Source organism: Streptomyces sp. NPDC008121, from assembly GCF_042957155.1.
Lineage (GTDB): Bacteria > Actinomycetota > Actinomycetes > Streptomycetales > Streptomycetaceae > Streptomyces.
Genome location: NZ_JBIBHT010000014.1, coordinates 1 through 24,967, shown reverse-complemented (window position 1 = coordinate 24,967; position 24,967 = coordinate 1). Strand labels below are relative to the sequence as shown.

19 protein-coding genes and 5 pseudogenes are annotated in these 24,967 nt (G+C 68.3%); 7 read left to right on the top strand and 17 right to left on the bottom strand.

The features are described 5' to 3' along the window. Positions 1–111: 111 nt before the first annotated feature. Together ACFZBD_RS32050 and ACFZBD_RS32045 are read right to left on the bottom strand one after the other, a co-directional pair. Positions 112–330, bottom strand: coding sequence for a DUF6207 family protein (locus tag ACFZBD_RS32050; RefSeq protein WP_391146545.1), 219 nt, complete (start codon positions 328–330; stop codon positions 112–114). Between the two features lie 545 nt (positions 331–875). Next, positions 876–6,164: an RHS repeat-associated core domain-containing protein gene (locus ACFZBD_RS32045; RefSeq protein ID WP_391146543.1), complete on the bottom strand. Its 5,289-nt coding sequence runs from the start codon at positions 6,162–6,164 to the stop codon at positions 876–878. Positions 6,165–7,056: 892 nt separating this feature from the next. Here ACFZBD_RS32045 and ACFZBD_RS32040 point away from each other — a divergent pair. Both ACFZBD_RS32040 and ACFZBD_RS32035 read left to right on the top strand, forming a co-directional pair. Next, a complete protein-coding gene (locus ACFZBD_RS32040; RefSeq protein ID WP_391146541.1) occupies positions 7,057–7,359 on the top strand; it encodes a hypothetical protein in 303 nt (100 codons plus the stop codon). Between the two features lie 716 nt (positions 7,360–8,075). Continuing rightward, complete coding sequence (locus ACFZBD_RS32035; protein ID WP_391146538.1) at positions 8,076–8,861, top strand: IS5 family transposase; 786 nt, start codon at positions 8,076–8,078, stop codon at positions 8,859–8,861. Here ACFZBD_RS32035 and ACFZBD_RS32030 read toward each other — a convergent pair. After that, on the bottom strand, positions 8,824–9,018 hold the full coding sequence (locus ACFZBD_RS32030; RefSeq protein WP_391146535.1) for a hypothetical protein: 195 nt from the start codon (positions 9,016–9,018) through the stop codon (positions 8,824–8,826). The genes ACFZBD_RS32035 and ACFZBD_RS32030 overlap by 38 nt on opposite strands. Positions 9,019–9,913: 895 nt before the next feature. On the opposite strand from ACFZBD_RS32030, the gene ACFZBD_RS32025 reads away from it, so the two are divergent. The 3 genes and pseudogenes from ACFZBD_RS32025 to ACFZBD_RS32015 all read left to right on the top strand — a co-directional run. After that, entirely contained in the window at positions 9,914–10,327 is a 414-nt protein-coding gene (locus ACFZBD_RS32025) for a hypothetical protein (RefSeq protein ID WP_391146532.1), read from the top strand. Positions 10,328–11,677: 1,350 nt separating this feature from the next. Next, positions 11,678–12,091, top strand: a complete 414-nt coding sequence (locus tag ACFZBD_RS32020) for a DUF6415 family natural product biosynthesis protein (RefSeq protein ID WP_391146645.1) — start codon at positions 11,678–11,680, stop codon at positions 12,089–12,091. 330 nt (positions 12,092–12,421) lie between these two features. Further along, positions 12,422–12,580 (top strand): annotated as a pseudogene (locus ACFZBD_RS32015) (IS5/IS1182 family transposase); the annotation flags it as partial. Between the two features lie 189 nt (positions 12,581–12,769). On the opposite strand, the gene ACFZBD_RS32010 reads toward ACFZBD_RS32015, so the two are convergent. Beyond that, positions 12,770–14,002, bottom strand: a complete 1,233-nt coding sequence (locus ACFZBD_RS32010) for an IS4 family transposase (protein WP_391146530.1) — start codon at positions 14,000–14,002, stop codon at positions 12,770–12,772. Between the two features lie 39 nt (positions 14,003–14,041). Between ACFZBD_RS32010 and ACFZBD_RS32005 the strand changes: the two are divergent. After that, a pseudogene (locus tag ACFZBD_RS32005) lies at positions 14,042–14,462 on the top strand (transposase); the annotation flags it as partial. Between the two features lie 35 nt (positions 14,463–14,497). Here the strand turns inward: ACFZBD_RS32005 and ACFZBD_RS32000 are convergent. The 9 genes from ACFZBD_RS32000 to ACFZBD_RS31960 all read right to left on the bottom strand — a co-directional run bounded on the left by ACFZBD_RS32000 (position 14,498) and on the right by ACFZBD_RS31960 (position 21,633). Beyond that, positions 14,498–14,872, bottom strand: a complete 375-nt coding sequence (locus ACFZBD_RS32000) for a toxin Doc (RefSeq protein WP_391146527.1) — start codon at positions 14,870–14,872, stop codon at positions 14,498–14,500. Then, positions 14,872–15,114, bottom strand: a complete 243-nt coding sequence (locus ACFZBD_RS31995) for a hypothetical protein (RefSeq protein ID WP_391146524.1) — start codon at positions 15,112–15,114, stop codon at positions 14,872–14,874. Before ACFZBD_RS31995 ends, ACFZBD_RS32000 begins: the two co-directional genes overlap by 1 nt. A gap of 626 nt (positions 15,115–15,740) precedes the next feature. Next, a complete protein-coding gene (locus tag ACFZBD_RS31990; protein ID WP_391146522.1) occupies positions 15,741–16,160 on the bottom strand; it encodes a hypothetical protein in 420 nt (139 codons plus the stop codon). Next, positions 16,157–17,290, bottom strand: a complete 1,134-nt coding sequence (locus tag ACFZBD_RS31985) for an aminotransferase class I/II-fold pyridoxal phosphate-dependent enzyme (RefSeq protein WP_391146520.1) — start codon at positions 17,288–17,290, stop codon at positions 16,157–16,159. The genes ACFZBD_RS31990 and ACFZBD_RS31985 overlap by 4 nt, the downstream gene beginning before the upstream one ends. Further along, a complete protein-coding gene (locus tag ACFZBD_RS31980) occupies positions 17,287–17,940 on the bottom strand; it encodes a PAS domain-containing protein (RefSeq protein WP_391146517.1) in 654 nt (217 codons plus the stop codon). Before ACFZBD_RS31980 ends, ACFZBD_RS31985 begins: the two co-directional genes overlap by 4 nt. A gap of 213 nt (positions 17,941–18,153) precedes the next feature. Continuing rightward, positions 18,154–18,636 carry a hypothetical protein gene (locus ACFZBD_RS31975; RefSeq protein WP_391146515.1) on the bottom strand — a complete coding sequence of 161 codons (483 nt, stop codon included), beginning with the start codon at positions 18,634–18,636 and terminating at the stop codon, positions 18,154–18,156. A gap of 37 nt (positions 18,637–18,673) precedes the next feature. Beyond that, a complete protein-coding gene (locus ACFZBD_RS31970; protein ID WP_391146513.1) occupies positions 18,674–19,990 on the bottom strand; it encodes a tyrosine-type recombinase/integrase in 1,317 nt (438 codons plus the stop codon). Positions 19,991–20,230: 240 nt separating this feature from the next. Further along, positions 20,231–20,560 carry a helix-turn-helix domain-containing protein gene (locus ACFZBD_RS31965; protein ID WP_391146511.1) on the bottom strand — a complete coding sequence of 110 codons (330 nt, stop codon included), beginning with the start codon at positions 20,558–20,560 and terminating at the stop codon, positions 20,231–20,233. Next, the gene (locus ACFZBD_RS31960) at positions 20,557–21,633 is read right to left on the bottom strand and encodes a tyrosine-type recombinase/integrase (RefSeq protein ID WP_391146508.1); all 1,077 of its coding nucleotides are present in this window, start codon (positions 21,631–21,633) and stop codon (positions 20,557–20,559) included. The genes ACFZBD_RS31965 and ACFZBD_RS31960 overlap by 4 nt, the downstream gene beginning before the upstream one ends. 692 nt (positions 21,634–22,325) lie before the next feature. On the opposite strand from ACFZBD_RS31960, the pseudogene ACFZBD_RS31955 reads away from it, so the two are divergent. After that, a pseudogene (locus ACFZBD_RS31955) lies at positions 22,326–22,655 on the top strand (transposase); the annotation flags it as partial. A 176-nt stretch (positions 22,656–22,831) separates the two neighbouring features. On the opposite strand, the pseudogene ACFZBD_RS31950 reads toward ACFZBD_RS31955, so the two are convergent. The 4 genes and pseudogenes from ACFZBD_RS31950 to ACFZBD_RS31935 form a co-directional block, all read right to left on the bottom strand. Beyond that, a pseudogene (locus ACFZBD_RS31950) lies at positions 22,832–24,038 on the bottom strand (IS3 family transposase). Between the two features lie 358 nt (positions 24,039–24,396). Beyond that, positions 24,397–24,639, bottom strand: a complete 243-nt coding sequence (locus tag ACFZBD_RS31945; RefSeq protein WP_391146506.1) for a hypothetical protein — start codon at positions 24,637–24,639, stop codon at positions 24,397–24,399. Beyond that, positions 24,640–24,744 (bottom strand): annotated as a pseudogene (locus tag ACFZBD_RS31940) (transposase); the annotation flags it as partial. It lies immediately after the preceding gene. Between the two features lie 79 nt (positions 24,745–24,823). Next, the coding region (locus ACFZBD_RS31935; protein ID WP_391146643.1) for a transposase at positions 24,824–24,967 on the bottom strand (144 nt) is incomplete at its 5' end.

The following is a 24,967-nucleotide window of genomic DNA, read 5'->3' as shown; positions in this document are numbered from 1 at the left end:
GCTTCCACTGCGACGGAACCGGGCGGGCCCGACCCCTGTGGGAGCCGGCTGTTGGGCAAGCATGAGCGGGGGCTGGGCAAGCCGCCCAGCACAAGGGCTTGCCCAGCTCGGTTACGGGCCGTCCCGCCCCGGGCGCAGGATGTCGGCGTAGATCCGGGCCCGGACACCTGGTTCGCCGGGATCCCGGCGCACCGGGCTGATGCCCGAGGCTGCCCAGCGCTCCTCCAGCGCGGTCATGGCGGCCCGGACGGCGGTGTCCTCGTCCCAGCCGGTGATGTCCAGCGCCACCAGGCGGGGCTCCGCGATGTGCTGCTCATTGACCGGCTTCATGACCTCTGCGACAGCAGGAGGGCGGGGAGCGGTTCGCCGATGGTGGCGGCGCCCGGCCGCACGAGGGAGTAATCCGCGGTTCTCGCCCGGTCAGCCTGCGGGGCGGGACTGGCTCGGGGTTGTACCGGAGGGAGGCTGATGAAGCGTTGTCTGGACGGTTGCATGCGATGGGGGACTGGAGGTGTTGCCGGAGGCGGGAGCCTGGCAAATCGGACACGGCTTGTTGTCCCTGGTCAGAGCGGGTGGGCAAGCCTTCCCGTGGCGAGGACACTCCTTTCCCGCGCGAGAGCCGTGGGGAAGAGGGTGTCTCCACCGCTGGGGCCGGCGCCGGGCCCGCTGCCGTCTGCGGCCCGCCGCTTTCATGGGCGGGCGGCCTGCCTGGATTGCTGAACGATCCTGGTCACACCGTTATGCGGGCGGCACGGTCATGCGGTCGAGGAAGTCGCCGAAGGTCTCATCGAAATCCCTCTTCGGCGCCAGGGCTTCGGCCAGAGCGTGCCAGCGGTCGGGGTCGGTCCCAAGCTGAAAAGGACCGCCGCGTCTGATCATGTGACGTCCCCCCGCAGGGACGAGAAGTGTTCTGGCAGCTTGTGCGGGTCCTCGGGCAGTTGTGCCAGGCTCGTTTGTGCCCTCGCCAGCCCTGGAGGCTGCAGACCCTTGACTGCTTCAGCATTCCTCCACGGGCTGGCAACGCTCGTGGCGCTGTGCACGCCCTCCAGGTCGTCCCAGAGATTATTCAGGACAGTACACACACTGAGAGCTACTTCCTGGTTTTCTGGCATGATCTCTGAAATTTCATTCCACTTCTTCCAGGCCTTGCTGTATGCATCCCGCCACTTGTGCATACTCCCATGTGTTTTGTACATGTCTTGCATCACAACGGTTGCGGTTGGTATCGGAGCAAGGAATTTCGTGTGGCGTCCTCTGGCGTTTTGGAGCGCATTCCAGTCGTAGGCTGCATCGTGCGCCGCCTCCTTCAAATGGGACAGATAGAGACTTTGCTGCTCTGCTGCCGTCCGCGCCCTCGTGAAGGCTTTGCCAGTAGCCCTCCAGGCTTGGTCCAGAAGTTCCTTTTCCATCTGTGCTTGTTTGGCGGCATGCCGGGCTTCATTAAGGGATTTGAGGTGTGTGACCGCAGCCTTTGCTGGTTTCCAGAGGGCGGCGCCGATGCCGGTGGTGATGCCTGCGGCGCCGAGGGTGAGGGAGGCGATGCTGAGGGGGTCGTCGATCTGGGTGCGGCCGGTGGCCATGGCTGCGGTGTCCAGGGCGGCGCCGGCGAGGTCGAGGGCGGCGCCGGCGAGGGCGAAGCCGAGGGGGGCTCCGATGCCTGCGGTGGCGATGGTGATGACGGTGGTGATGACGGCGGCGGCGAGGGTGAGGCCCATGATGAGGTAGCCGCCCCAGTCGGGGATTTCGGTGGTGCCTTCGGGGTCGATGTTGGTGACGGGGTTGGTGCCGAAGGCCTGGTAGCGGTTGTGCTGGGGGGCGGGGTCGGGAGTGGTGAAGCGTCCGGTGGCGGTGTCGTAGAGGCGGGCTTTGAGGTACTGGGTGCCGCCAGGGCTGGTGTATTCGCCGGCGTAGGTGAAGGGATTACGGGCCGCACCGGCCGGGCCTGCCGGTGCTGTGCCGGCTGTGCTGCCGGGGGGCAGGGGTGTGCCGCCGGGGCTGGCTGGCTGGCCGTAGTCGGTGTACTGCCAGGCCTGCGACACCTGGCCGTCGCTGGTGGTGAGGGCGGTGGTGTTTCCGTGCCGGTCCTGGATGAGGTAGCCGGCGCCGGTCTGGGAGGCGGTGTCTGCGCCCTGGCCGGTGAGGGTGCGGGCGTGGCGGGTGCCGGCCATGAGATACGACGCTGTTACAGCTGCCTCAGGGGCAGCGTCTTCGCCGGTACTGGCATCCGCGCCGCCGGTGCGGGTGGTGTGGGTGTCGTTGAGGAGGGTGCCGTCAGGGCTGTAGTAGAACCGGGTGGTCTGTTCCTGTGGGGTGCTGCTGTCCGTGCCGCTGTCACCGCTGTCGCTGGTTCGGCTGCCAGAGCCGCTTCCGCTTTTGTCCGCGGCGGGGGCTGTTTGTTCGGTGGTGGTGGCGCGGGTGCCGTCGGCCCAGTAGGTGTAACGGGTGGTCTTCCCGTCGGGGGTGGTCGTGGTGGCGGGCTGGCCGGCCACGTTGTAGGTCCACACGGTGCCGTCGTGGCTGGAGTTGAGGTTGCCGTCGGTGTCGAAGACCTGTTTCCGGACGGTGCCACCGCCACCGCTGCCGTTGTCCCCTCCGGCGGTGGTGGTGAGGGTGGTGAGGCGGCCGGAGGGATCGATGCTGTTATCGGTGACCGTCGTCTGTCCGGCCTGCTGGCCGGTGTGGGCGGTGGTTTCGGTTCTGATGACGTCGCCGGAAACGTTGAGGGTATAGCGGGTGGTGGTCAGCGGCTTGCCGTCGGCGCTGGTGATGTCTGATGCGGTGAGGCGGTTGTAGGCGTCGTAGGTGTAGCGGGTGGTGGTGGCCACCGGCTTGCCGGGGGTGCCGTCCGCACCGGCCTGGGGGCGGGTGTCGGTGCGGACGGTGAGGTTGTTGTGGCTGTCATACGTGTAGGACGCTTCGGTGATGACCTCGCCGTTGCGGGTGGTCTTCTCCCGTTTGATCTGGCTGGCGCTGGTGAACTGGCTTTCGGTGGTGACGCCGTTGCCGCGGTCGGTTTTCGTGATGCGGCCGAGGCCGTCGTAGGTGTAGGCGACTCTGGCTTTGACGGGGCTGTGGGCGTCGTCGCGTTCGTGCTGGACGGCTTCCTTGAGGGTGCCGTCACTGTTGTAGGTGTAGAAGGTGGTCAGTCCGGCAGTGTCGGTGCTCTTCTGCAGCTGGCCGTTGTCGCCGTATTCCTGCCGGACGGTTTTCCCGTCGGGGTAGGCGACTTCGGTGGTGTTGCCGTCGGCGTCGTAGGTGTAGCCGATCCGGGTGCCGTCCCGGTCCTCGGGGCTGAACACCTCGGTGACGGCGCCGGTGTGCGGGTCGTAGCTGTAGCCGGTCTTCTCTTCCGTTTTCCCGTCCGCGGAAGTCACGGTGACCTCCAGCACCTGGCCGGTGGTCTCGTCGTACCGGTAGGCGGTGCGGATCCCGGAGGGGGAGACGGACTCCTTCACCTGCCCGGCGGGGGTGTAGGCGAAGGTGCTCTTTGTGCCGTCGGTGCGGCGTTCCTCGGTGACCCTTCCGGCGGTGTCACGGACCAGGGTCATGCCGGAGCGGCCCTCGCCGTCCGGGCCGGGGGCGAGGGTCTTCACGACACGGGCGCCGGTGATGTCGCGGGGGCTGGTGGCGGTGATCTTCTCGCCGGGGAAGACTTCGGTGTTCTGCGGGGTGAGGGTGGTGGTCTCCGCCACGCCGGCATTCCCGTATGCGGGGCGGGTGGCCACTTCACCGGATACGGCTTCGGCGACCCGTCCGAGACTGTCGTAGGTGCGGCTGGTGCCGGTCTGCCGGGTGCCATCGGCGAACGACGAGCTGGCGGCGACAGGGCGGCCGGCGTTGTCGCGGGTTTCGGTGGCGGTGACCACGGCTCTGGCGGGGTCGGTTTCGCCCGCGGGCAGGATGAGCGTAGTGATGGTGGAGGTATCGCCGGTGGCGGCGTCGGCGTCGGCGTCGGCGTAGAGGGTGTACTGGGTCATCCCGTTCGGCGCGGTCGTTTTCACCGGCCGCCCGAGGTCGTCGCTGGTGGTGACGGTGGTGCGCCCGGCCTGGTCGGTGACTTTCGCGGTGCGGCCCTGGTCCTCAAACTGCACGCTCTGCAGGGTCCGGGCTGCCGGATCGTCTGTCAGCTCACTGTTGCGGATGTTGTCGGTGGTCTTCACCACCCGGCCCAGCAGGTCCTGGTGCTCCACGGTCACGTGCTGTTTCCCGTCCTGGCCCGGGGTGCTGACCGTGGTGCTGACGGGGCTGTACTCGGTGGTGGTGGTGAGCAGGCCTTTGCCGTCCGGCCCGCCGGGCATTTTCTGCATCACGGGCCGTGCGGCCTGGTCGTAAGACGTTTCGGCGGTGCGGCCTTCGGTGTCGGTGGCGCGGATGGTCTGCCCGGTGACGAGGTCGGTGACCTGGCTGCTGGCTCCCGCGGCGGTCTTCACGGTGTCGGTGCGGGTGTGCGCGGCGGTGTCCACGGCGGACTCGTAGGTTTCGGTGACCTCATCCGGCCCCTGGACCCCCTCCGGTCTGCCGCCCCCGGCCCAGGTGATGGTCTTGCTGGTGATCTCGCCGTGCCCGTTGACCCGGAAGGCGGTGACGGTCCGGGCGGAGAGCTTCTCTCCGTCCTTGTTCTTCACCAGCTGCTTTGTGGAGGCGATGCTTCTGCGGTCGGCGGTGAGGGTGTTCTCGGTGACGGCCTCGGCGCCGTCGGCACCGGTAACGGTGACGCGAAGGGGCAGCCCGTAACCAGCGGGCTTTCCGTCCTGACCCCGGCCGTCCGCGCTCTGACTTCTGTCACCGCCTTCGCTGCTGTCTCCGTCCGGGCCGCTGTCTGCACCGCTGCTGTGCTGCGCGTCGAGGGCGGTGGGGTCGTACTGGGTGACCGTCGTCGCACCGGTCACATCCGTGCGTTCTGTTTCGCGGCCGTGCTCGTCGAAGCGTGCAGTTTCGGTGGTGGTGCGGGTCCTGCCGGTGGCGGGGTCATGGACCGCGACCGTGGCTTTCACGGGTTTGCTGTAATTCGCGGGCAGGGCGGAAGCCGGGGGAGGGGCATGTCCGTTCTCCCGCTCGCCTTCGTAGGCGAGGTACTGGGTCCGCACCGGCTTCTGCTCACCGTTCACGCTGAGGGTGGCGGTGCGTTCCTTCAGCAGGTGCAGGCTGTTGTAGACGGAACGGACGGTGGAGTGCCCGTCGGACAGCTCGGTCACATACCGGTAGTCCTCATCCGCGCTGTCAAACAAAGCGTCCGCGGAGGGGTACTGGCCGCGTCCGGTGAAGTCATGCCCCCCATGCTCACCCTCCGTACCGAGACGGAAGGTGCGCTCGGGGGTGAGGTCCCTGCCGTCCTGGTCGGTGACCTTCAGAGAGGACGCTATGGGGAAGCCGTGCGGCTGGTCATAGCCGATGCGGGTGACCGCACCCGCAGGGGACTCCACCCGGGTCAGCAGCCGTCCCGGCATCCCGTCGGGAGTGTAGTCCCAGCCCAGGGCGGTCTTCTGGTCTTCCGGGTAGACAACCGACGTGAGGCGGCCCCCGTCGAGGTGCAGCACCACCTCGGGCTGCTTGCCGTCGCTTCGCACCGGTGAGGTGACAGAGACCTGGTTTTCGGTGCTGTAGTCGAAGGTGACGGCCTGGCCGTAGGCGTCGACGGCCTTCTCCAGACGGTGCTGATCTCCGCGGATCTCCCAGGCGTAGGCGGTCTCATGGCCGAACACATCCTGCTCAGCAACCAGATCACCCCCGGCGGAGAAGAAACTCTTCCGCCCGTCGCTGTAGGCCAGGACCCAGCGGTAGTCCCGCGGCACCCCTTCCAGCCCGTCACGGGCCGGCAGCGTCCCGGGCTGGTCGCGCAGGGCAAGGTCCTTGAGCAGATACCGCTTCAGGCCGGTGCCGGTGGCATCGCCCGGCGCGAGCGGGAAACTGCCGGCGCCGGATGCGGTGTGCAGCATCCCGCCGCCGTCCGGATCGATGAACGCCTTGCCCAGACCCATGCCCTGCCCGAGCCCGTGCCGGTCCGCTCCCGCACCGGCCGCGCCCTGGTCATAGGCCAGAGAAAGGTCGAGCCCGGCCCCGCCGCGGCCGGGCAGCGACACCAGCGGAAGAACGGTGGTGAAGGCGCCGGTCTGCTCGTGGATGGTGCCGCTGGCTCCGCCGCCCATCGCTACCGTGCCGGACACCCCGCCAGCGGCAGACGCCACGGACACTCCGCGCACCGCACTCGCCGTCACCACCGGAACCGTAGTGACCGCCATCACCACCGCGGTGGCCAGCCCCACCCGCCGCAGCCACCCCGCACGCCGCCGCCCGCTTCCGGCAGGTCTGGCCGCGCCAGCAGAATCAACGGGCAGACGGTGCGGCATGACATCTCCAGCCAGGAAGGCATACAGGTATCCGCCCAGTCAACCGGCCTCCCCTGCCAGACGGCATCAGACAACTGGTGCGTGCACGGCATGACGGGAGACGGGCCGGCTGGCCGGGCCCCTCGGGCTGTGCAGGAAGCCGCGGAGTACGCCGACGATGCGCTGGGTTCGACACCGCTCGGATCGTTGCCCGTTGGCGCTTCACCCACCCCAATGGCGATTCCTACCGGAGGGCCCGTGGCGCGAGGAGTGTGGAGGCAGGCAGACCCCACTTCTGGGCGGGGTCGGAAGTTGCGGGGCTTGCCCATACCTGTGGCCGCCACCGTATTCAAGGCTTGCCCAGGGTCGCCTAAAAGCTGCCGTCCTCCGGACGGGCGGCTGCAATCGGCCGGCCGCAGGGCCGAACAGCCTCTACACGGAGAGCTCTTCACGCAGGAGGATAAGGCCGCACGGTTCTTTGCCGAAAGAGGGAACGCATTACATGCGTCTCGCCGTCCGGACTGCTCTAGCTGCCGTGCTCTGCACGTGCCTGACTGCCGCCGGTGCCTCAGCGGCTTCGGCCTTTGCTCCGGCCGCAGGTACCACCTACGCGGAGACAGAAGGAGCCGGGGCAGCCTGCCCATTCTGCGTGTACAACACCGTCGAGCTCACTAACAATACCGGCGGGCCCCTAACCCTGACCGCTCTGCGCATTGAGACAGACTCCACCGTGCACCCCCGCTCATACGAGCAGGCCATCTACCACGAGGGCGGCCTGTGGCTGCCCCGCGTGGGCGACATCCTGGAGCCGGGCGAGACCAGGTCATACGGGGTCGTTTTCTGGATGAGCTCCGGGCCGGAGGTCTACCTGGACTTGGAGGACGGAAAGGGACGGAAAACTACCTTTGCCACCCGGTCCTGCTGGAACGGAGGCTCCGAGGTCACCATGCGCATGGGCCAGGGCCTGTGGCCGCTCGGCGGCAACGCGGGACCGGGCGAGCACACCCAGTTGCGCATCGTCAGCACAGGCTGATGCCAGGCCTGTCCTGATGAGGTGACAGAGCGGGTTGGCGGCGGGGCCAGCCGGATCAAACGCCACGCTCCGACATGAGATGCCGACCCGGAAGCATTTTGCAGGACCATGGCCGCCGCACCTTCGCCGAACGGGATCGATGGCGCGCAGGTGGGCGTGCGGCGAGGTCCATGGCGGAGAACGCGCCGTGGATGTACGCAGGGCGACGGGGGCCGGTCTGCAGGATGTCGAGCACACCGGGGATGGGCCGGATACAGGTACGCTCACCTTCGATGAGATCGCCACCCGAGGCGACGGACGGGCCCTGCCGGCTTCATGTCGGCAGGGCCCATTCGCTGCCTCAGATCACCCCACGCTCCTCAGCACGGCGTGGTCGGCGGGAAACGAAGCGTGTCGTGTAGTCAGGCCCAGCCGACGCCGAACTCCCGATCGGGGAAGGCACGTGAGAAGCCGTTGTCCTATCGATCTTGAGTGCGGTGTGATCGAAAATGGCTGTCGGTCGGGTGATTCTGCCGTGGCCGTGCATGAGGACAGGGCCCCTGGTGCAGTTCGGAGTTGCTGAGACGACGAGCACGCCAGGAGGCCCTGTTGTCCTTTTGTGGTACGCGGTCGAGGGGGATGAGTTCAACTCGGCGGGTCCGGCGTGCGATTGTCTCGCTCACCGGTTCGGGAACGCGGCCGGCCAGCCCGACCGCGTCAGGGCTTACGGCACGGACATGACGGACGTCGAGTGGCAGCGGATCCGGCCGCTGCTGCCGGTGCCCGGGTGGCTGGAGGGCCGGGTCGGACGTCCGGAGGGCTACTGCCACCGCGTGATGCTGGACGCCATCTTCTGCGTGGTCGACAACGGCATCGAGTGGCGGGCGATGCCGGCCGGCTTCCCGGCCTGGGACCGGGTCTACGCCTTCTGCCGCCGCTGGCGGAACAACGGGCTGACCGGCGAGCTCCACGACCGGCTGCGCGGGAAGGTCCGCGAGACGGCCGGGCGGGAACCGGAGCCGGCCGCCGCGGTCATCGACTCGCAGCCGGTCAGGGCCGACGCGGTGGTCGGCGCGGGCAGCCGGGGCTACGACGGCGGGAAGAAGATCAACGTCAGGCGCCGGCACCTGGTCTGCGACACGGCCGGCCTGCTCCTGATGATCAACGTGACCGCCGCCGACGTCACCGACCGGCAGGCCGCCGCCGACATGCCGCCCGCTCTGCGCGACCGCTTCCCCACGATCACGAAACTGCGGGCCGGCAGCTGCTACACCGGAAACCTGATCACCTGGGCCCTGAACGTGCTGCACCTGCTCGTTACCGTGATCAAACGCAGCGACGACGTCTCCGGCTTCGTCGTGCTCCCACGCCGCTGGGTGGTCGAGCGCACGTTCGCCCGGCTGCTCCGCTCACGCTGGCTGGCCCGCGACTACGAACGGCGGCCCGATTCCAGCGAGGCGATGATCCGCTGGCCGATGACCAGACTCATGATCCACCGCCTCGCAGGCCCGCGACGAGCGTGAACCTGCCCGAGGGCTCCTTGGCCAGCCAGCCCCGCCGCACCAGCCGGTTCGCCTTCGACCGCACTCCCTCCACCTTCGCCGCCACCGGCTCCACCCCGGGCCCGGAGGCGAGTTCCTTGCAGGACAGCGCCCTTTCCGCCGCGGTCAGGACCACCATGATCCGCTGATACTCCGGCGACAGCACCGGCACCACGAGCCCTTCGCACCACGCGGGCACCACCGACCCCGCCCGCCGGCCCCATCGCCGGCACCGCCCCGCCCGCCGACCCCGTCGCCGTCGCCGGTTCAGGATCCCCGGACGTCGGCATGTCGGTCTCCACCGCACCAACCGGGCCGACGAGAACCTCAGCCACCGTCCCCTGGAAACGACGAACCGCTCCCAGTCGAGTTCCGCTTCCCGCAGCGCGGCCAGCACCCGGTCCGCCTCAGTCCGCAGCACTTCCACCCGCTGAGCAGCGGCTCGTTCCCGCTCCTCCAGCAGCCCGATCACCGACGGCATCCCGCACCTCCACGGTCACGCCAACACGACGTGCTCTGCCTGCCACGGAAACCCTGGCGCTATGCCTGACCAGCGACAACGCGGCGATCAAGTACGGAAAAACAGCCAGCTACTGATCAGTTTGGTGCGCGGCTTTGGTTGGCTCGTGGTCAGGCCGAGCGGGTGCCTCGGTGGCCGTTTGTTCATGGGGCGTCAGGTCGTTCACGGTCTTCTGACGTGCAGCTCGTCACGTAGCGGGCAGATGCGGGATTCTTTGCGGGTTCTGACAGAGTCAGCCTCTCGCCTGCCAGAGCCCAGGCCGCCCCCGCCGTCATAGGCGGTGGCAATCCGAACAGCCAGCGGCCCGGCCAAGCCGCCGGTTCGCGTCCGGTGCAGGATGCCGCGTTCGACAGCCGGGGGCGGGCGGCTGGCTCAACCCCTGCATCCGCTGGTCGGCGGACACCGTTAGACGGCGGGTACCGGTTCCATACGTCAAGGAGCCCGGGGCAGCCATGTCCGATGCCGTGGGGATGGCGAGAAGTGTCTCCCTGGGACGACACAGATGGGATTCCACATGAAGTCGGCAGTAAAGCACGCAGCAGTCTTTGCAGCTGGTGCTGCCCTGGCCACTGGCGGCATATTTTCCGGTACTGCCTACGCTGCTGACGCTAGCGGAACGCAAGCGGCCGGGAATCTAGAGGCTGCAAGCAACCCTCAGCAGTCCTGCAGGGAATCAGAGGACAGGCTGACGTGTAATGTCAAGCACACCATGGCGTGGGGGAGCTGGCAGGATGTGGATTTCTACTGTCCGGAAAGCCTTCCCTGGGTAAAGGTGGATGCCCCTGACCTCTTTGAGCGGGTTAAGGGAATCGTCTACGGGCCGTATGACAACGGGCCCGACGACGGCGGCCACTTCTGGCTTCGCCTGAACGCGTTCCCGAGTGACGTTTTTGACTTCACCTACCACTGCGCGGGTAGCCAGACCTGACCCAGGAGGTCAGGGCTCTTGCAAAGTCGTCGTGATCTTGTGAATGGGCTGGTCGGCTGGGGTGTGACCGGATGAGCCAAAGCTCCGTTGATGTGGGTGAGCTGCCAACTCGCCTGCAAACAACGGCTTCGGTGAATCGTGAGTCTGCCATGCCTGTGTCCGTCCTGTCGCGTTCCGTCCTCCCGACGGGTAATCCGGTGGAGGATGTCGATCCGCGTGCCCGTAGGGGACGCCGGTATCCGCTGGACGCGCTGGTGCGGGCGGCGGCCTGCGCGGTCGCGGCGGGTTCGTATGCGGCGGCCGGGCGCTGGATGCGGCGGGCGCCCCAAGATGCTCTGGCCCGGCTCGGGGTTTCCTGTCCGCGGCGCGCTGGGAGTGCGGCCGGCCGCGCCGGTGGACACCGTCCGCCGGGTCATCGCGCTGGTGCACCCCGACGGCCTGGCCGCGCTGCTGTGGCCCGCTGGTACGGATCGTGACCGTCCTGTGCGGCTGGCGGTGGACGGTAACGACCTCGGGGGAAATTGAGATTCGGGCGTGTCGGTCTGGCGGTTCGGCTGGTGGGCGTCCGCCTCCTCGCGCAGCCGGCGCACGGCGACACGTGGCGTCGGGGCTTAGTGCCGCCGCGGGAGTCCGGTGTAGGAGCCGTACAGGGTCGTGGCCCTGGCCCATACCTCGCAGTGGACCACGGCCGGTCCACCCCCACCCGTACGTATGCGCTCGGGCCCATCTCGTACTGAGCGACACCCGCCGTGTCCTCCTCGCGAACGCGCGGAAGCGTGCCGGGGTCTAGCGGCCGGTGGACGATGCCGCCGAGCGCGATCACGGAAATCGTGGCGAGCCCGGCGTCGTAGTCGGCGACGACGAGGAGGTTGTCACTCAGGGTCCGTGCGGCCACGGCGGGCTCACTCCCGTCCAGCGCACTGTCAGCCGGGCCCTGGCCCTGGCCGCGGCCGGGGGTACCGGCCGGGCGCGGCATGGCGCGGCTGGAGTGTTGGCAGATCTTCTGCGGATTCTGTATCGGCCCCAGCCGCATGTGTGTCATCGCCCAGGCCGTTCTCACCGGGGAGAGGCAATGCTGAAAATGTTCAGGGTTTTCCTGGCAGTGCCAACTGAACTCTTCTCATCCTGCGGCGTGAGGGTGATGAGTGAGTCGGGGCATGGTGCGTGACGGGACGAGGCTCCTGGTCGTTGCGGTGGTGTTCTCTACGCACCCACACAGCGTCCGAGGAGCCTCGATGGTCCCGTACTCTGCCATGCTCGACGTCCCGCGCGAGGTTGTTGAGCACGTTTCGTGGCTCATCCACGCCCGAAGGAGTGAACTGAAGTCCCGTTGGCGCAGGCCCCGACGGGCTGATCGAGTCGGAGCTCCCGCTCGACCGCGAACCGTACGAGTGCCTCGTCAAGACCGTCCTTGCGTGGACCGGCGAGAACACGCTCGCCGTACGCGACTACGAGCAGATCGCCCTCCAGCTGACCGGCCACGCCCGCACGGTCGCCTCCGACGTACAGCGCCGCGCCGACCAGCTGCCCAGAAGCAGCGGGCCCCGGGCACTCGCCGACGTCGTCCTGCGCGAGGCGGAAGGCCGGCTGTCCGCGACGATGGAGGGCACCGTGCGCTGCGTCCAGAACCGCGCCCGTCTCGTCCGCGCCCTCTACGAACGTCTGGACCGCTTGGAGGCCGCGCTCGCCCCGGAGAGGACTGCACCGGAAGGGGGCTGGACAGGTGTCTGCAGGGGTGCATTCGGCGGGGGACCGCAGGTGTGACCGGAGGTGGGACCCCCCGAATTTGGTGATCTTCCATCTGTGCAGGTCAGGGACCGTGGGCAAGCCCCCTTCGGGAAACGACACCTCTAATTCGTCAGTAATTAGAGGTTCTGGATCTCTGAGGGGCCCGGGGCGGCGTTCAGCCTGGGGCAGGACGTGCGAGTCCTTCGCCTTCTTTGGCTCAGGCGCCATCCTCGTCTTCCTCGCGGGACTGCTCAGCTAACCCGACCGGCGTCGAGGGACTTCAGCAGCGCCTACGCGATGCCGTCGCCGGATTGGAGGGGCTGACGCACACCGTGAGCGTCCGGCTCGGGGAGGCGTTCGCCGAGCATGATCGGCCTCGGGCTGAGCGAGATCTCGGTGGACGGCTGCATCACCAAGGCCCCTTCCGGCGGTGAGAAGGCTGGACGCTCACCAGTCGGCCGGGGTAAGCAGGGACTGGAACACTCGGTCGCCTCCGACGCCTGCGGTGTCCCGCTAGGGACAATACCGGTGATTTAGGTGAGTTTCGGGCGTCTGCTGGTTGGTTTGGTGGGTGGGACCAGCGTGATGGTGTGAGCCGGTGGTGGGGGTGGGTTGTCGTGGTGGGTGTGTTTGAGGTGCCAGTTGCTCATCTTGCGTTTGATGACGCGGGGGTTGGAGCGTCGTCGGCGGGGTGGCAGGAGTCTTTCCAGCAGCTCACGGGCTGTGTGATGGAGTGCCCGGGTCAGTCGTGAGGGGGGAAAGTGCCGCCTGTCCGGTGACGTGGCGGCGGGCGGCGTTGAGGGTGCGGGTGAAGGAGATCCGGTCCGGATCGAGACCGGCCTCGGATGCTGCGTGGTGCATGACGTCCCGCAGTGCGTGATGGACGAGAAGGAATCCGTAGACTTCCTGCTCGACGCCGTCGGGATACTGCGAGCGCAGAACGAGCTGCCGCCCGCCCTGATGGGTCTTGATCTCGTCCAGGGTGTTCTCGATCTCCCACCTCTGGTGGTAGAGCGCGGCGAGTTCGGCGGCGGGCGCCTGACCGGGATCGCACATGGTGGTGATCAGACGGTAGACGATGTCCTCGCCGCGCCCTTCGAGCCGGTATTCGATGACACGGACCCGGGCCGGGGCACGCCGGTCACGGTCACCGCTGGCCACGATCTCGGACAGGTAGGAGCCGTCGTCGAACGACTCCAGGACCGGCAGGACGATGTTCTTCCGGACATGCCACAGCAAATCCGCACCCGTGGCGGACGCCGCCTGCCACAGCCCGAAGCCGGTGATGCCGCGGTCTGCCATCAGCAGCATCCCCGGCTCGAGCCGGTCCAGCAGACCTGGGATGAGCTGCTGTTCGTGGACCGACAGCGGGCCGGTCGCCGCGGCGAACACCGCATGTGTCCCGCATTCGACCAGCGCGGCGACCCGCACTTGCGGATACGCACTGCGCTGCTGTCCACGTCCCGAGCCGGGCCGGCCGAAGAACACACCGTTGGCGTCGGTGTCCGGGACGTCGAAGACGGTGCCGTCCACCGCGACCAGCCGCCACCCCCGATACCAGGCGCCCGTCGTTTCCGGTGTCGCGACCGGACGGCAGACCCGGTCGAACAGCACCTTCAACGGCTCCGGCCCCAGTCGTCGGCGGGCCCGCCCGATCGCCGCGGTCGTCGGCACCCGCCACGGCTTGTCCCACCGCCGCACCCGCTCCAGCCCCTGCGTCAGCAACCGGGCCACCTCCTCATAGCCCTGCCCGGAGAACAGACACATGGCCAGCACGAAATACACCACCACCCGGGCCGGCAACAGCCTCGAGCGCTGCTCGGTCCGCCCGCACCCAGCCACCACCTCATCCACCAGCTCAGGCGGAAACACCCGCGTCAGCACACCCAGAGCGATCCGGTCCGACAACCGGCCACCCGACGACTTCACCTGCCCAGGCCTTGGCACACCACAACCAACGACCAACCCCGACCAAAGTCACCGGTATTGCCGCTAGGGATCGTCTCCGACGGGACCAGCCGGCACGACTCACCCCTGCTCGGACCCACCCTGGACGCTGCGGAGGAACAAGTCGGCGCGATGCCAGAGACCGTCAACGTCAATCTCGACCGCGGCTACGACAGCACCAAGTCTCGCGCCCTGATAACCGAGTTGGGTTTCACAGCCGAGATCGCACGCAAGGGAGTCCCCGCCCCGATCCAAGCCGGCAAGCGCTGGGTGGTCGAACGCACCCACTCCTGGATGAACGACTACGGCAAGCTCCGGCGCTGCACCGAGAGGAACGGCGAAGTCGTGGACTTCTCACCTCTATCTCGCCGCTACTCTCGTCACGCTCCGCATGCTGATCCGCCGAGCTACGAGCCGCTATCGCTGGGACGACCGCCCCACTGTCCGCCGCCTCAAGTAATCCATTTGCCGGTCGCTCTAAGCAGGAGCCTGCGATCAGACGCGCCAGGTGCGGATGCGATCGGCGGCCTGGTAGGCGGATGTCTTGCCGCCCTGGACGTCGCGCACCAGGTCGACCATCGCTCCGTACGGCGGGTCGATGCCCTCGCCGGAGGCGTGCATGTAGGCGGCCGCGACTTGGCAGGCGTACAGGCTGTTGCGGTACGGCAGGGGCTGCAGGCGCACCAGGGTGTGCAGGAGGGCTGCGGCGCGCCAGGCGGGGTCGGGCTCGGCTGTGGTGGGGCGGGGGATGCGGGTCTTGTGACGGGCGACGGCGGCGACGAGGGCGGAGTAGTCTGCGACGCTGACGTCTTCGGGAACGGCCTGCTCCTGGACGTCCAGGAGCCAGGGGACGTCGATGTAGAGGACCATCAGGCTGCGTCCGCTCCCTGCTGGTGGCGGGTGGAGGGCGGGGCTTCGTCGGGGAAGGCGTCGTCGAACTCCGTGCGGTGGGCATCGCCCCAGGAGACGGCGTAGCGGACGAACTGGTGCCGCTGGCGCTCGCGCAGCGGCAGGTCGTGGACGTACTGCTTGAGGGACTTGCCTTCGGCGGCCGCGGCAGCGCGGACCTCCTCCAGCTCCTCGTGGGTGAAGGTGACATTCAAGGACGGCATACCCCGATGGTACCTACTAGGTACCTGCCCGGGCTACGGGAAGGTCCGCTCTTACCCTCGCCCGGTAAGCACGGCCGTCGGGGTCGGCTTCAGGCGAAGGCAGGAGCGGGGTTCTCATCCGTCCACTCGCCGTCGAAGAGGGCGACGAGCTGCGCCAGCCCGGCTTCGAGCTGGCCGGCGCGCATCCTGGTGCGGGTCTTGGCGAACCAGGGGCCGATCTTGACGGTGTCGCCGTCGACGGTGATGGTCTCGCGCGCGGCGGGGGCGCGGCGTTCGCGGTGGCCTGGGCCATGCCGAGACCGAGTCGACGCCGTTTGATCCGGCGGCCGATGGCCTCCTGCTCCTCCACCAGCTCATACGCCACAAGGGGAACGGTACCGGCGGCCGGACACCCGCGTGAGCCCCGTCGTGGCCCACACCACACCGGCAGCCCGGCGCAGCACCGATAGGGGCGGCAGCATCGACCACTCGACGACCCGGACGGCGACGACAGCCCCGCCCCACCCCCGGAGCCCGAGGGCGTCGAACGCCTTGCACAGCGACCTGGCCTTGTCCTGGCTGCGGCCGTGGACGAGCACCGTGTCGATCGGGCGGAGCCCGGCCAGCCATTCGCCCTGCAGGCGGGCCTATTCTCCGGTGCCGAACACGGCCAGGGTGGCGGTGTCGGACCGGGCCATGGCGTGGGTTGCCAGGGTGCCGGCGGCGGTGCGCCAGGCGGTCAGCATGCCCTGGTCGTCGAGGATCGCGCGGATCTGACCGGTCTGGGCGCTGACGATACAGACCAGGCCGTGGTTGGTGGGCAGGCCGGCGGTGGGGTTGCGGTAGAAGCCTGTGGCGATCTTGACGGTGAAGTCGGGCGTGTCGGCGACCCCGCTGGCCTTGACGTGGCAGTCGCCGTCCGCGTCGGGAAACTGCAGGTGCAGCGGTGGCGGCACCGTGGTGCGGCCGTGGGCGTGGGCAATCAGCGCGTCGTGGACGGCGGTGAAGACCAGCTTCGGGGTGGTGGCGTGCTTGATCGCGGCGGTGTCGAAGACAGGCAGGGTCATCGGTTCGCTCGCAGCCACTGAGCGAAGGCGGCCAGGCCCTCTTCGGGGTTGGCGCGGCCGACGCCGATGCGGAAGCGGTCGGCGGGGGTGGGGGTGAGCTCGGAGCGGTAGATGCTGGCGGGCAGCAGCAGGACGCCGGCCTCCTCGACCAGGCGAGTGCAGAACTCCTCCACTCCCTCGGGGCCGAGGTAGCGGGGGTAGGCGACGCAGCCGCCGTCCGGGGCCCGCCACTCGAAAAGGTCGGGGTGCTCGGCGAAGAAGGCGTCGAAGAGCGGCAGGTTGGCCGCGATGAGTGCCCTGTTTCGGTCCAGAATCGTGGCGCGGGACTTGAGCGCGATGCGGGCCAGGACCTCGCTGGGCGCGGAGTTGCAGATCGTGGTGTAGTGCTTGGCCCGCTCCAGGCGGGCCAGCAGCCCCCGGTCGCGGCAGGTGATCCAGCCGATCCGCAGGCCCGGCAGACCCAGCGACTTGGAAGTGACGTTCAGCGACAGGGCGCGCTCGGACAGGTCGGCGGCCTGCGGCAGGGTGCGGGCCGCATCGCGTTCCAGGCCGCGGTAGACCTCGTCGCTGAACAGGTGGATGCCGCGCTCGTCGCACAGCCGCGCCAGCTCGGTGAAGTCGGCGGCGCTGATGACCTTGCCGGTGGGGTTGTTCGGGAAGTTCACCGAGACGACCCGGGTGTTCGGCCGGAGCGCCGCCTTCACCGCATCGAGGTCCAGGGCCCAGTCCCGCTCGGGGTCCAGGGCGACACCGGTGACCTCGCACAGGACGAGCGGCACGGTCTCAGCCGCCTGATAGTTCGGGGTCACCACCACTGCGTGGTCACCCGCGCCCAGCAGCACGTTCATCGCCAGGTAGAGGGCCTCCTCGGCACCGGCGAAGCAGATCACGTCGCCGGCGTCCGCCCGCTCGTACATCCTGGCGATCGCCTCGCGCAGCGCCGGGTCGCCATAGGTCTCGGTGTAGCCCAGGGACAGGTTCTCGAAGGCCTTGCGGTCCTGGTCGTCGGCCAGGGCGAGCAGCTCGCTCAGCGTCATGGTCTGCACGTCTGAGGCGGTCAGGTGGTGGCGTGCGGTGAACTCCCACCGGGAGAAGTAGGTTTCCAGGCGGAAGTCGGGCAGGCGGGTCATGGCGTGTGGTCCTTGGTACTGGGGGTTCGGAGTTCGGCAAGCAGGCCGTAGAGGGTGGACCGGGAGACCCGCAGGGCGGCGGCGACGACGGGGGCGGCGCGGCGCACGGCGAAGACCTTGGCCTCGTCCAGGCGGGCGAGGACGGCCAGGCGGTCGGCGCGGGTCAGCCGCTCGACGGGGCGGCCGCACTCGCGCACGTACGCGCCGACGATGTGCTGGACGCGCTCGTTCCAGTCCTGCTCGAACAGCGGCTCCGGCCGGGGCGCCGTCGGGGCGCCGAACGCGGACAGCACGGCCGCGGCCTGCTCCAGCGGCGTGCGATCGAGGTTGACGCACAGCACCGCAGCGGCCTTCCCGTCCGGCTCGCGCAGGACAGCGCTGACCGAGGACAGCCGCCGGCCGTCGGCGAGCAGCTTCTCGTACGGTCCGAACACGTCTCGCGCCGACGGGTCCAGCGCGTCCAGCTCGCCCAGCAGCGAGGGATCCCCTGGACCGCGGGAGCCCATCGGATTCCAGATCGCCAGGATCCGGTCGGTGTCCGGGTCGTGCAGTACGACCTCTGCATACGGGCCGAGCAGCAGCGCGACGGCCTGCCCCATGGGCGCCCACATCCGGACCCGGTGATCTGTGCTTTCTTCGGCAGCCTCCACAATATGGACTATACATCCATATTGGACGAAGAGTCCAGAGAGTGTCTCGCAAACGACTCTGCGCTACTTGTCACTTCGCCGGAGCTTCGGGAGGGCAGGGCCCTGAGTCCCGCGGGTTCAGCGAAACTGAGGGTTCTTCGTCGGGAACCGACGGGTGTTCAGGCTTTTTGGAGGGTTTCGACCCGTGTGTTCTGAGTGATTCAAGGTGCTGCCTCATCGGTTAAGGGTATTGAGCCGTGCATCACGCTGAACCTCTTCCCAGTAGTGGGCGGCGGCTGTGACGATCGCTTGAAAGTCGTGCAGCGACATGACTGCGACGTGGGGCGTGCGCATTCCCACGGGCGGTTCGGCGGGCTCGCCGATCACGATCGCGTTCGTGCCGTGGACATACCCGCGGACCAGGCAATGGTCGAGGGACTCGGCGGCCCCCAGCAGCGACGGATCGTTTAGGGCGGCATCGGAGCGCAACACGGACAGCGTCGCGGCAGGGTTAGCGTCGGGCTGGGCCAGACGCGGGTCCTCAAGCCTGGCCATGTTCTGCAGTGTCAGCATCATCGAGCCGAGGATGCAGGGCTCTGAATCGCCCATGATGACCGAGTCCACGATGAGTTGGAAACGAAAGAAACGCGCATCCCAGGGGTCACCTGCTGGGGTCAAGATCAGACCGAATCGGCCGTCATCGGTTGAGATGCGCATGCCTATGACCTCCCGTGGTGTTCCTCGGCTTCTGATGCTAGAAGCTGCCGAGCGGCGTCGCCGTAGCGGATGGCGGTCTTCTCGTCGATGCCGAAGACGAGCGCGAGGTGGAGCGGGTCGGCGCCGTGGGTAAGGGCCTCTTCAAGCTGTCGGTCGACGCGGAGCCGTTCCAGGGTGGCGGTGAGGTTGCGGGTGGCTCGGGTGGTCCAGAGCTTGCCGGCCGGGCCGAGTTAGACGGCGGTCTTTGGGTGATCAGCAGGTGGGGGTTGGCCGTGTTCGGCCAGCGGCTGCGGCGGTGGTCGAGCCAGTCCAGGACGGCACGGCGGGTGAGGTCATCGAGTGGGCGGACGTGGCCGCCGACGGTGATGCGCCTGTTGCCCAGGTCGACGTCGTCCAGCTGCACCGCCCGGATCATCTTCGGCCGTGCCGCGTGGACGGCGGCCAGGGCGACGATGAGCCGGATGTCTGGGGTGCTGGCGGTGGCGATGGCCTCGTCGATGTCCGCCTGGACGAGGGCTTGGAGGACGCCACCGGTCTGTCGGGGGACACGGATGCGGATCGTGGGGTTGCGGAAGATCTGACCGTTCTTCTTCGCGTGCCGGAACAGCGACCGCAGCGCGACGATCCGGCTCTCGCGCTGTTTGCCGGTGACAGCGTCCCGGACCGCGATGATGTCTTCCCGGGTGACCTCTCGCAGGTGGTCGTAGCGGCTGGACCACTCCAGCAGCACCGGCTGGATCTCGCCCAGGTAAGCCCATGCCGTGTGCCGGGATCGAGGCTCGGGCCGCGGGCCACCGTCGAGGAGAGTGCGGATCCAGGCTTCGACGGCGCGATGGATGCCCGGGGGCATCCCGTCGAGATTTCGCTCCAACCACCGGTCGACTGCAGGTGCCCGGTCGTCGGTGAAAAGGCCGAAACGGTCGAGAACTTCGGCGATCCGCACGACGGGAAGCCCACGGACGCGCAGGGCCGGGAAGAGCTCGGAGTACCGGATCGACTCACCTTCGCGGAAGCCGGACAGCACGATGACCAGGGCTCGGTTCACGTCGCTGGTGATCCGGCGGCTCCAGCCGCGGGCCTCTCCCAGCGCCCGGGCGGCCTGCCGGGCCTGGATCAGCCAGGGATTGGCCAGGTCGGCATGGAGTTCCCGGTCGAACCGGCGGAAGTCCCGAGTGGCGGTGAACAGCGTCAGTTGCGTCGATGTCGTGGTCACCCGATGCGGTTCGGGAAGCCGCGGCATCTTCAGCACGCGTCGCCCGGCCTTGCCGACCCGCGGCCCGCCGTTTTTGGGCCCCTGGAGGTTCGCGAAGAAGAGCTGCTGGCAGGTCACCTGCCGCAGGTACGGCTCGATCACCGAAGCCTTGCCGCTGGCTTTGATCGCCCAGGTCGCCTGAGCCCGGCAGAGACGGCAATAGCCGTATTTGCCATCAACCGGGACCGGCCGACGGCAGCCACACATTCGCCGACATCGTGTTGCTGGCCATAGGTGTAGCAGCCGCGGCAGAACCGACCGGGCAGCTGCCCCCAGGCGAAACAGCCCGAGCAGGAGGCCGCCGGCTTGCTGTCGCTGATCTTCCCCATGATGGTGACCAGGTCACATCGGCGGCAGCGAACGGCCGTCGCGGCGCTTGGGCACGACGGCCGGGACCACCACCGAGCCGGTAGTGGCCTCCTGGACGCCAGCCTGCTGACCTGGGAGCCTGACCTTCCCCGGCTCGGGAATCAGCAGGTCGCCGATCTCACAGCCGAGTACGACGCAGATCACGTCCAGGTCCTCCAGCTTGAGGGAGACCGGCTGGCCGGACCACAGACCGGACATCTTCCCGGCCGAGATCACCAAGCCGTGTTCGGCCAGGCTCCGCTGGAGCTCGGACGCCTTCCAGATCCCTTTGTTCGCGGCGGTCAGCCGCAAGTTCCACTTCATCCCATCAGTCCTTCCAGCCGCTTCGCGGCCCGCTGCTGCCCGGACACCCCGGCGTCCTCGACCCGGGTCCGCTGGACGTGGATGTACCGCATCGTGGTGGCGATCCAGGAGTGGCCGAGGACCTCTTGGATCCCGAGCAGGTCAAGGCCCCCGAGGTAGAGCTCGGACGCGCAGAAGTGCCGCAGGACGTGTGGCGTCAGCGTGTTGGCCCAGCCGGGCAGATGGGCCTTCGCCGCGGCGGCCAGGCCGTTGCGCAAGGCGTCGTCGCCGACTCGGCGCGAGGAGCCGTCGGATTTCTTGCGCTCGGACGGGAAAAGTGGGGCACCGGGACGGGTGTGGTCGTCGTCGAACTGGCCCCAGACGTCCTCGATGAACCAGCGCAGCGTGCGGTCGGCACCGTTGATCAGCGGCACCATCCGCTCGCGTGGGCCCGAGCCGCGGGCGCCCTTGCCATGACGCACGTAGAGCTTGCCGAAGCGACCCAGCTCCCACTTGATGTCGGTCAGGTCGAGCTTGCATGCCTCGCTCACCCTGAGTCCGACCTGGGACATCAGTTTCGATGCGGTGTAGTTCCGCGCGGTCGGGGCGAACTTGCGGCAGGTGGCCAGCTCGCCGCCCCAGCCGGTGAACAGTGTCTTGATCTCCGGCTCAGTCAGCGGGATCCGCAAAGCCGCGTCCTTGGACCCCCGCGGCCGGTTCATCTCGTCGATCGGGCACTCGACGACACGCCCGGTCATCCGATGGATCTCGACCTTGTGCCGCAGCTCCAGGAACAAGAAGTACGTAGTCAGCGCCTGCGCGCGGGCCAGCCGGGTGCCGCTCGGCGAGCCCCGCAGCACCTTCCCGAAGTACCCGTCGGCGTCAGCCGGCTCCATATCCCACAGCGGCCGGCCCAACCAGGCCCGCATCTGGTCCAGGTGCCCGACGTCCCCACGGATGGTGCTGTCCGCAAGCCCCGCCGAAGCCCGCGCGAGTACGAACCCGGCGAGCACGCCGGTCTCGAACTGCTCCAGTTCCTCCGCCGAGACCGGATCGCGGAACTCGCGCAGGTCGCGTACGGCCGCCAGCGCCAACCCGAGCCTCCTCGTCTTCACCCCGATCACAGATCGATCGGACGAAGTGAGAACGCTTCAAGAATCCTGAAGTTACGTCACTAGCGCGAAGAGCACCCCAAGGAGACAGAACGCGCTGGCCACGGGGATATGGATTCAGCAGGGCTCAGGGGAACTCGCGGGATGCCGCACAGACGACCGGGCCCGCCCGGGTCAGGACCCGAACGCCTCGCGCAAGCCGTTGCGGACGCCACGGCCGACCGCCCGCCAGGCAGACAGGAAGCAGCTGCAGCGCGGATCGCCCGACCGCCGCGGGCAGCTCCGACCGTGCTCGCGCAACACCAGCAGCGCCAGGTCGACCGGCAGCGTGAGGAGTTCGAGGGGGACGCCGGGGTCATCGGCTCGGCGTTGCGCAGGTGCTCGCGGTAGGCGTCCAGCGGCAGGGGCGCGTCGTAGACCTCGGTGGGAAGCGGTACGTACTCCACGGCGGTCACCTTCCTGATCGGACCAGGACCAACGGGGCGAGGACGAGCCCCACGAGGAAGCGCCCAAGGCGCGTGATCGTGTTCATGGACCGGAGTCTGGACGAGGTCACCCGTGGATAGATTCCGGCGGCCGCCGCACTGTCGGCCCCACCTCGTACGGTCGTCACCAACAAACTCACGGGGTACATCCGGGTGTCGACCGGCAGTCAGCTGGACGGGTTCGGGGACGAGCTCCTGACCAAGCTCACCACCGCCTGCCGCGAGATGACCCAACTGGACCCCGGTATCAGGGACTTCGCCCCACTCCTCACGCCACACGCCGACAACGCCGACTCGCTCACACGCTGGATCGCCCAAGTCCGAGCAGCCGACCTGCCTCATTTACATGCCTTCACCCGGGGCCCGGACCGGGACGTCGACGCCGTGATCGCCGGGCTCACGCTTCCATACAGCAACGGCCCCACTGAGGGCGTCAACACCAAGACCAGGCGGATCGCACGCCAGATGCACGGACGTGCAGGCTTCACCCGGCTCCGGCACCGCATCCTCCTCGGATAGCGGCACGCTCCGTCACCACCGAATGTGAGGCAGGGCCGTTGTGTGGCAGGACCCCGCTTGAGGTGTGGCAGGACGATCCCACTCCGCTGCGGGCGTGACCGCGGCGGATCTGTGGACGTTCACCCTCGAGGACGACGGCGGGCCTTCCCCCATGAAGGTGGGCACGCGGTTATTGGTCACGCGACGAGTGTGAGTCTAGCGGCGTGGTGTCGGCGTTCGTAGGCGTCGGGGCTGAGGTGGCCGTTGGTGGAGTGCCGGCGGCGGGTGTTGTAGCGGGTCAGCCAGGCGAAAACCGTTCTTCTGCAGGTGGTGGCGTCGCCGTAGTCGTGGGCGCCCTGGAGGGTCTCGCGTTTCAGGGAGGCGTGGAAGCTTTCGCAGGCGGCGTTGTCGGCGCTGGTGCCGACAGCGCCCATCGACCGGGTGACCCCGAGCTGGTCGCAGAGGCCGGCATAGGCGCGGGATCCGTACTGGGCTCCGTGATCGGAGCGGAAAACCGCCCCGTCCAGCGAGCTGCGGGTCGAGGCAGCCATCCGCAGAGCGTCGGAGACGAGGTCCGTGCGCATGTGGTCGGCGATGGACCAGCCGACGGCCTTGCGGCTGAAGCAGTCCAGCACCGTCGCGAGATAGAGGAACTTCCCGCCCTGGAGCGGGAGATACGTGATGTCGCCCATGAGCTTGCGCCCGGGCTCGGTGGCGGTGAAGTCCCGCCCGAACAGGTCCGCGACCTGCCCGGATGCCGGGTCGGGGACCGTCGTGCGGACGCGTCTGCGCAGACGGATACCGGTGATGGAGGACGTCCGCATGATCCGTGCGACCCGCTTCTCGTTGACCCGGTGTCCCTCCTCGCGGAGCTCGGCGGTCACTCGCGGGGAGCCATAGGCGCCGCCGGACTCGCCGTGGACCCGGCGGATCTGTTCGGCCAGGACCAGGTCCTCCCGCTTCCGGCCGGCCCGGGGCGGCGCCGGCGAGCCACTTGTAGTAGCTCGACCGGTTCACGTCCAGGACCTGGCACAGCCGCTTCACCTCGTAGGTGGCCCGGTAGTCGTCGACGAACTGGAAGCGGCTGGTCACCAGTTCGTCTCTCCGGCGAAATACTTCGCCGCCTTGCGGAGAATGTCCCGCTCGGTGGCGAGCTTGCGCTCACTGGTCTCGAGTTCCGCCACCCGGGCCTCCAGCCGCCGGACCCGCTCGTCCGGATCAGCGGACGGCACCGCCGCCCGGTGGGCGGCGGCCGGCTTCGCACCCGCAGCGGTGACGCCACGGCGCTCGCGGTCCCGCAGCACCCACTCCCGCAGGGCCGCCCGGCTGATACCCAGGTCAGCAGCGATGCTCTTGTACGTCGCCCCCAGCCTTGAACTCGTCCGAATAGCCCTTCAGCGCCATCAGCGGTCTTCTCGCTTCCTCCGGCCGGATCAAACAGATCCAGTATCAGCGTGTCCACCACTCAGGGGGAGGCCCCTGACCAGACTTCCTCATGAGCCGTCCCGGGCGCGGGATGTCGGCGTAGTCCGGGCCCGGACTCAGGCTCGCCGGGTTCCCGCCGTACCGGGCCAACGCCCGATGTGGCCCAGCGCTCTTCCAGCGCGACCATGACGGCCCGGACGGTGTCCTCGTCCCCGCCGGCAGAGGTGTTCCAGGAGCCGGACAGCGTCATTTCCGGTGGCAAGGATCCTGGTCATGGGCTTCGTGGGATTCTTCCCCAGGCGGACCGGCCGGCCATAGCGGCGCCCCCAGGCCTCATCTACCAGCTCGTCGAGCAGATGAGGGAAGATGCCTGCGACTCTTCAAGCGCGGCACGGACGGCCTCGGTGATCAGCTCCAGGCGGGTCACATCACGCACCGCGGCCAGGACGTGGGTGGAATCGGTGCGCTGTGTGGTGCGCTCGCGCACCAGTCCGGCCTCCTTGAGGCGATCCAGCGCAAGGTCGAGGAGGCGGTCGGCACGGCCGCCTTCAGCGAGACGGTCGCGGAAGTCGGCGAGCACGCTGTGGTGGAAGCCGGGATCGTCCAGCTCCCTGGCCGTCGCATATTTGAAGTCGATGCGGCAGCGGACCGTCTCGGCGGCCTGCCGGTCCGACAGGCCGAGCAGGAACTGCAGGATGCAGACGGTGGCCAGTTGAGCGGGCGAGAGCCCCGGACGTCCGTCACGCGGGTACTAAGACCTCGTTTCACTTGGTGAGCCGCCGGTAGTTGATGAGGCTGGTGGCGATGGCTGTGAAGGCGAGGAAGTGCTCGGGCTTGCGCTCGTAGCGGCGGTGGAGCCGGCGGCAGCCGGCCAGCCAGGACATGGTCCGTTCGACGACCCATCGGTG

What these genes read in the sequence shown, in the direction of transcription:
- ACFZBD_RS32050 (WP_391146545.1), bottom strand. Translation starts at nt 330, where the DNA reads ATGAAGCCGGTCAATGAGCAGCACATCGCGGAGCCCCGCCTGGTGGCG.
- ACFZBD_RS32035 (WP_391146538.1), top strand. Translation starts at nt 8,076, where the DNA reads ATGACGGACGTCGAGTGGCAGCGGATCCGGCCGCTGCTGCCGGTGCCC.
- ACFZBD_RS32030 (WP_391146535.1), bottom strand. Translation starts at nt 9,018, where the DNA reads ATGGTGGTCCTGACCGCGGCGGAAAGGGCGCTGTCCTGCAAGGAACTC.
- ACFZBD_RS32025 (WP_391146532.1), top strand. Translation starts at nt 9,914, where the DNA reads ATGAAGTCGGCAGTAAAGCACGCAGCAGTCTTTGCAGCTGGTGCTGCC.
- ACFZBD_RS32000 (WP_391146527.1), bottom strand. Translation starts at nt 14,872, where the DNA reads ATGGTCCTCTACATCGACGTCCCCTGGCTCCTGGACGTCCAGGAGCAG.
- ACFZBD_RS31995 (WP_391146524.1), bottom strand. Translation starts at nt 15,114, where the DNA reads ATGCCGTCCTTGAATGTCACCTTCACCCACGAGGAGCTGGAGGAGGTC.
- ACFZBD_RS31990 (WP_391146522.1), bottom strand. Translation starts at nt 16,160, where the DNA reads ATGACCCTGCCTGTCTTCGACACCGCCGCGATCAAGCACGCCACCACC.
- ACFZBD_RS31985 (WP_391146520.1), bottom strand. Translation starts at nt 17,290, where the DNA reads ATGACCCGCCTGCCCGACTTCCGCCTGGAAACCTACTTCTCCCGGTGG.
- ACFZBD_RS31975 (WP_391146515.1), bottom strand. Translation starts at nt 18,636, where the DNA reads ATGCGCATCTCAACCGATGACGGCCGATTCGGTCTGATCTTGACCCCA.
- ACFZBD_RS31965 (WP_391146511.1), bottom strand. Translation starts at nt 20,560, where the DNA reads ATGAAGTGGAACTTGCGGCTGACCGCCGCGAACAAAGGGATCTGGAAG.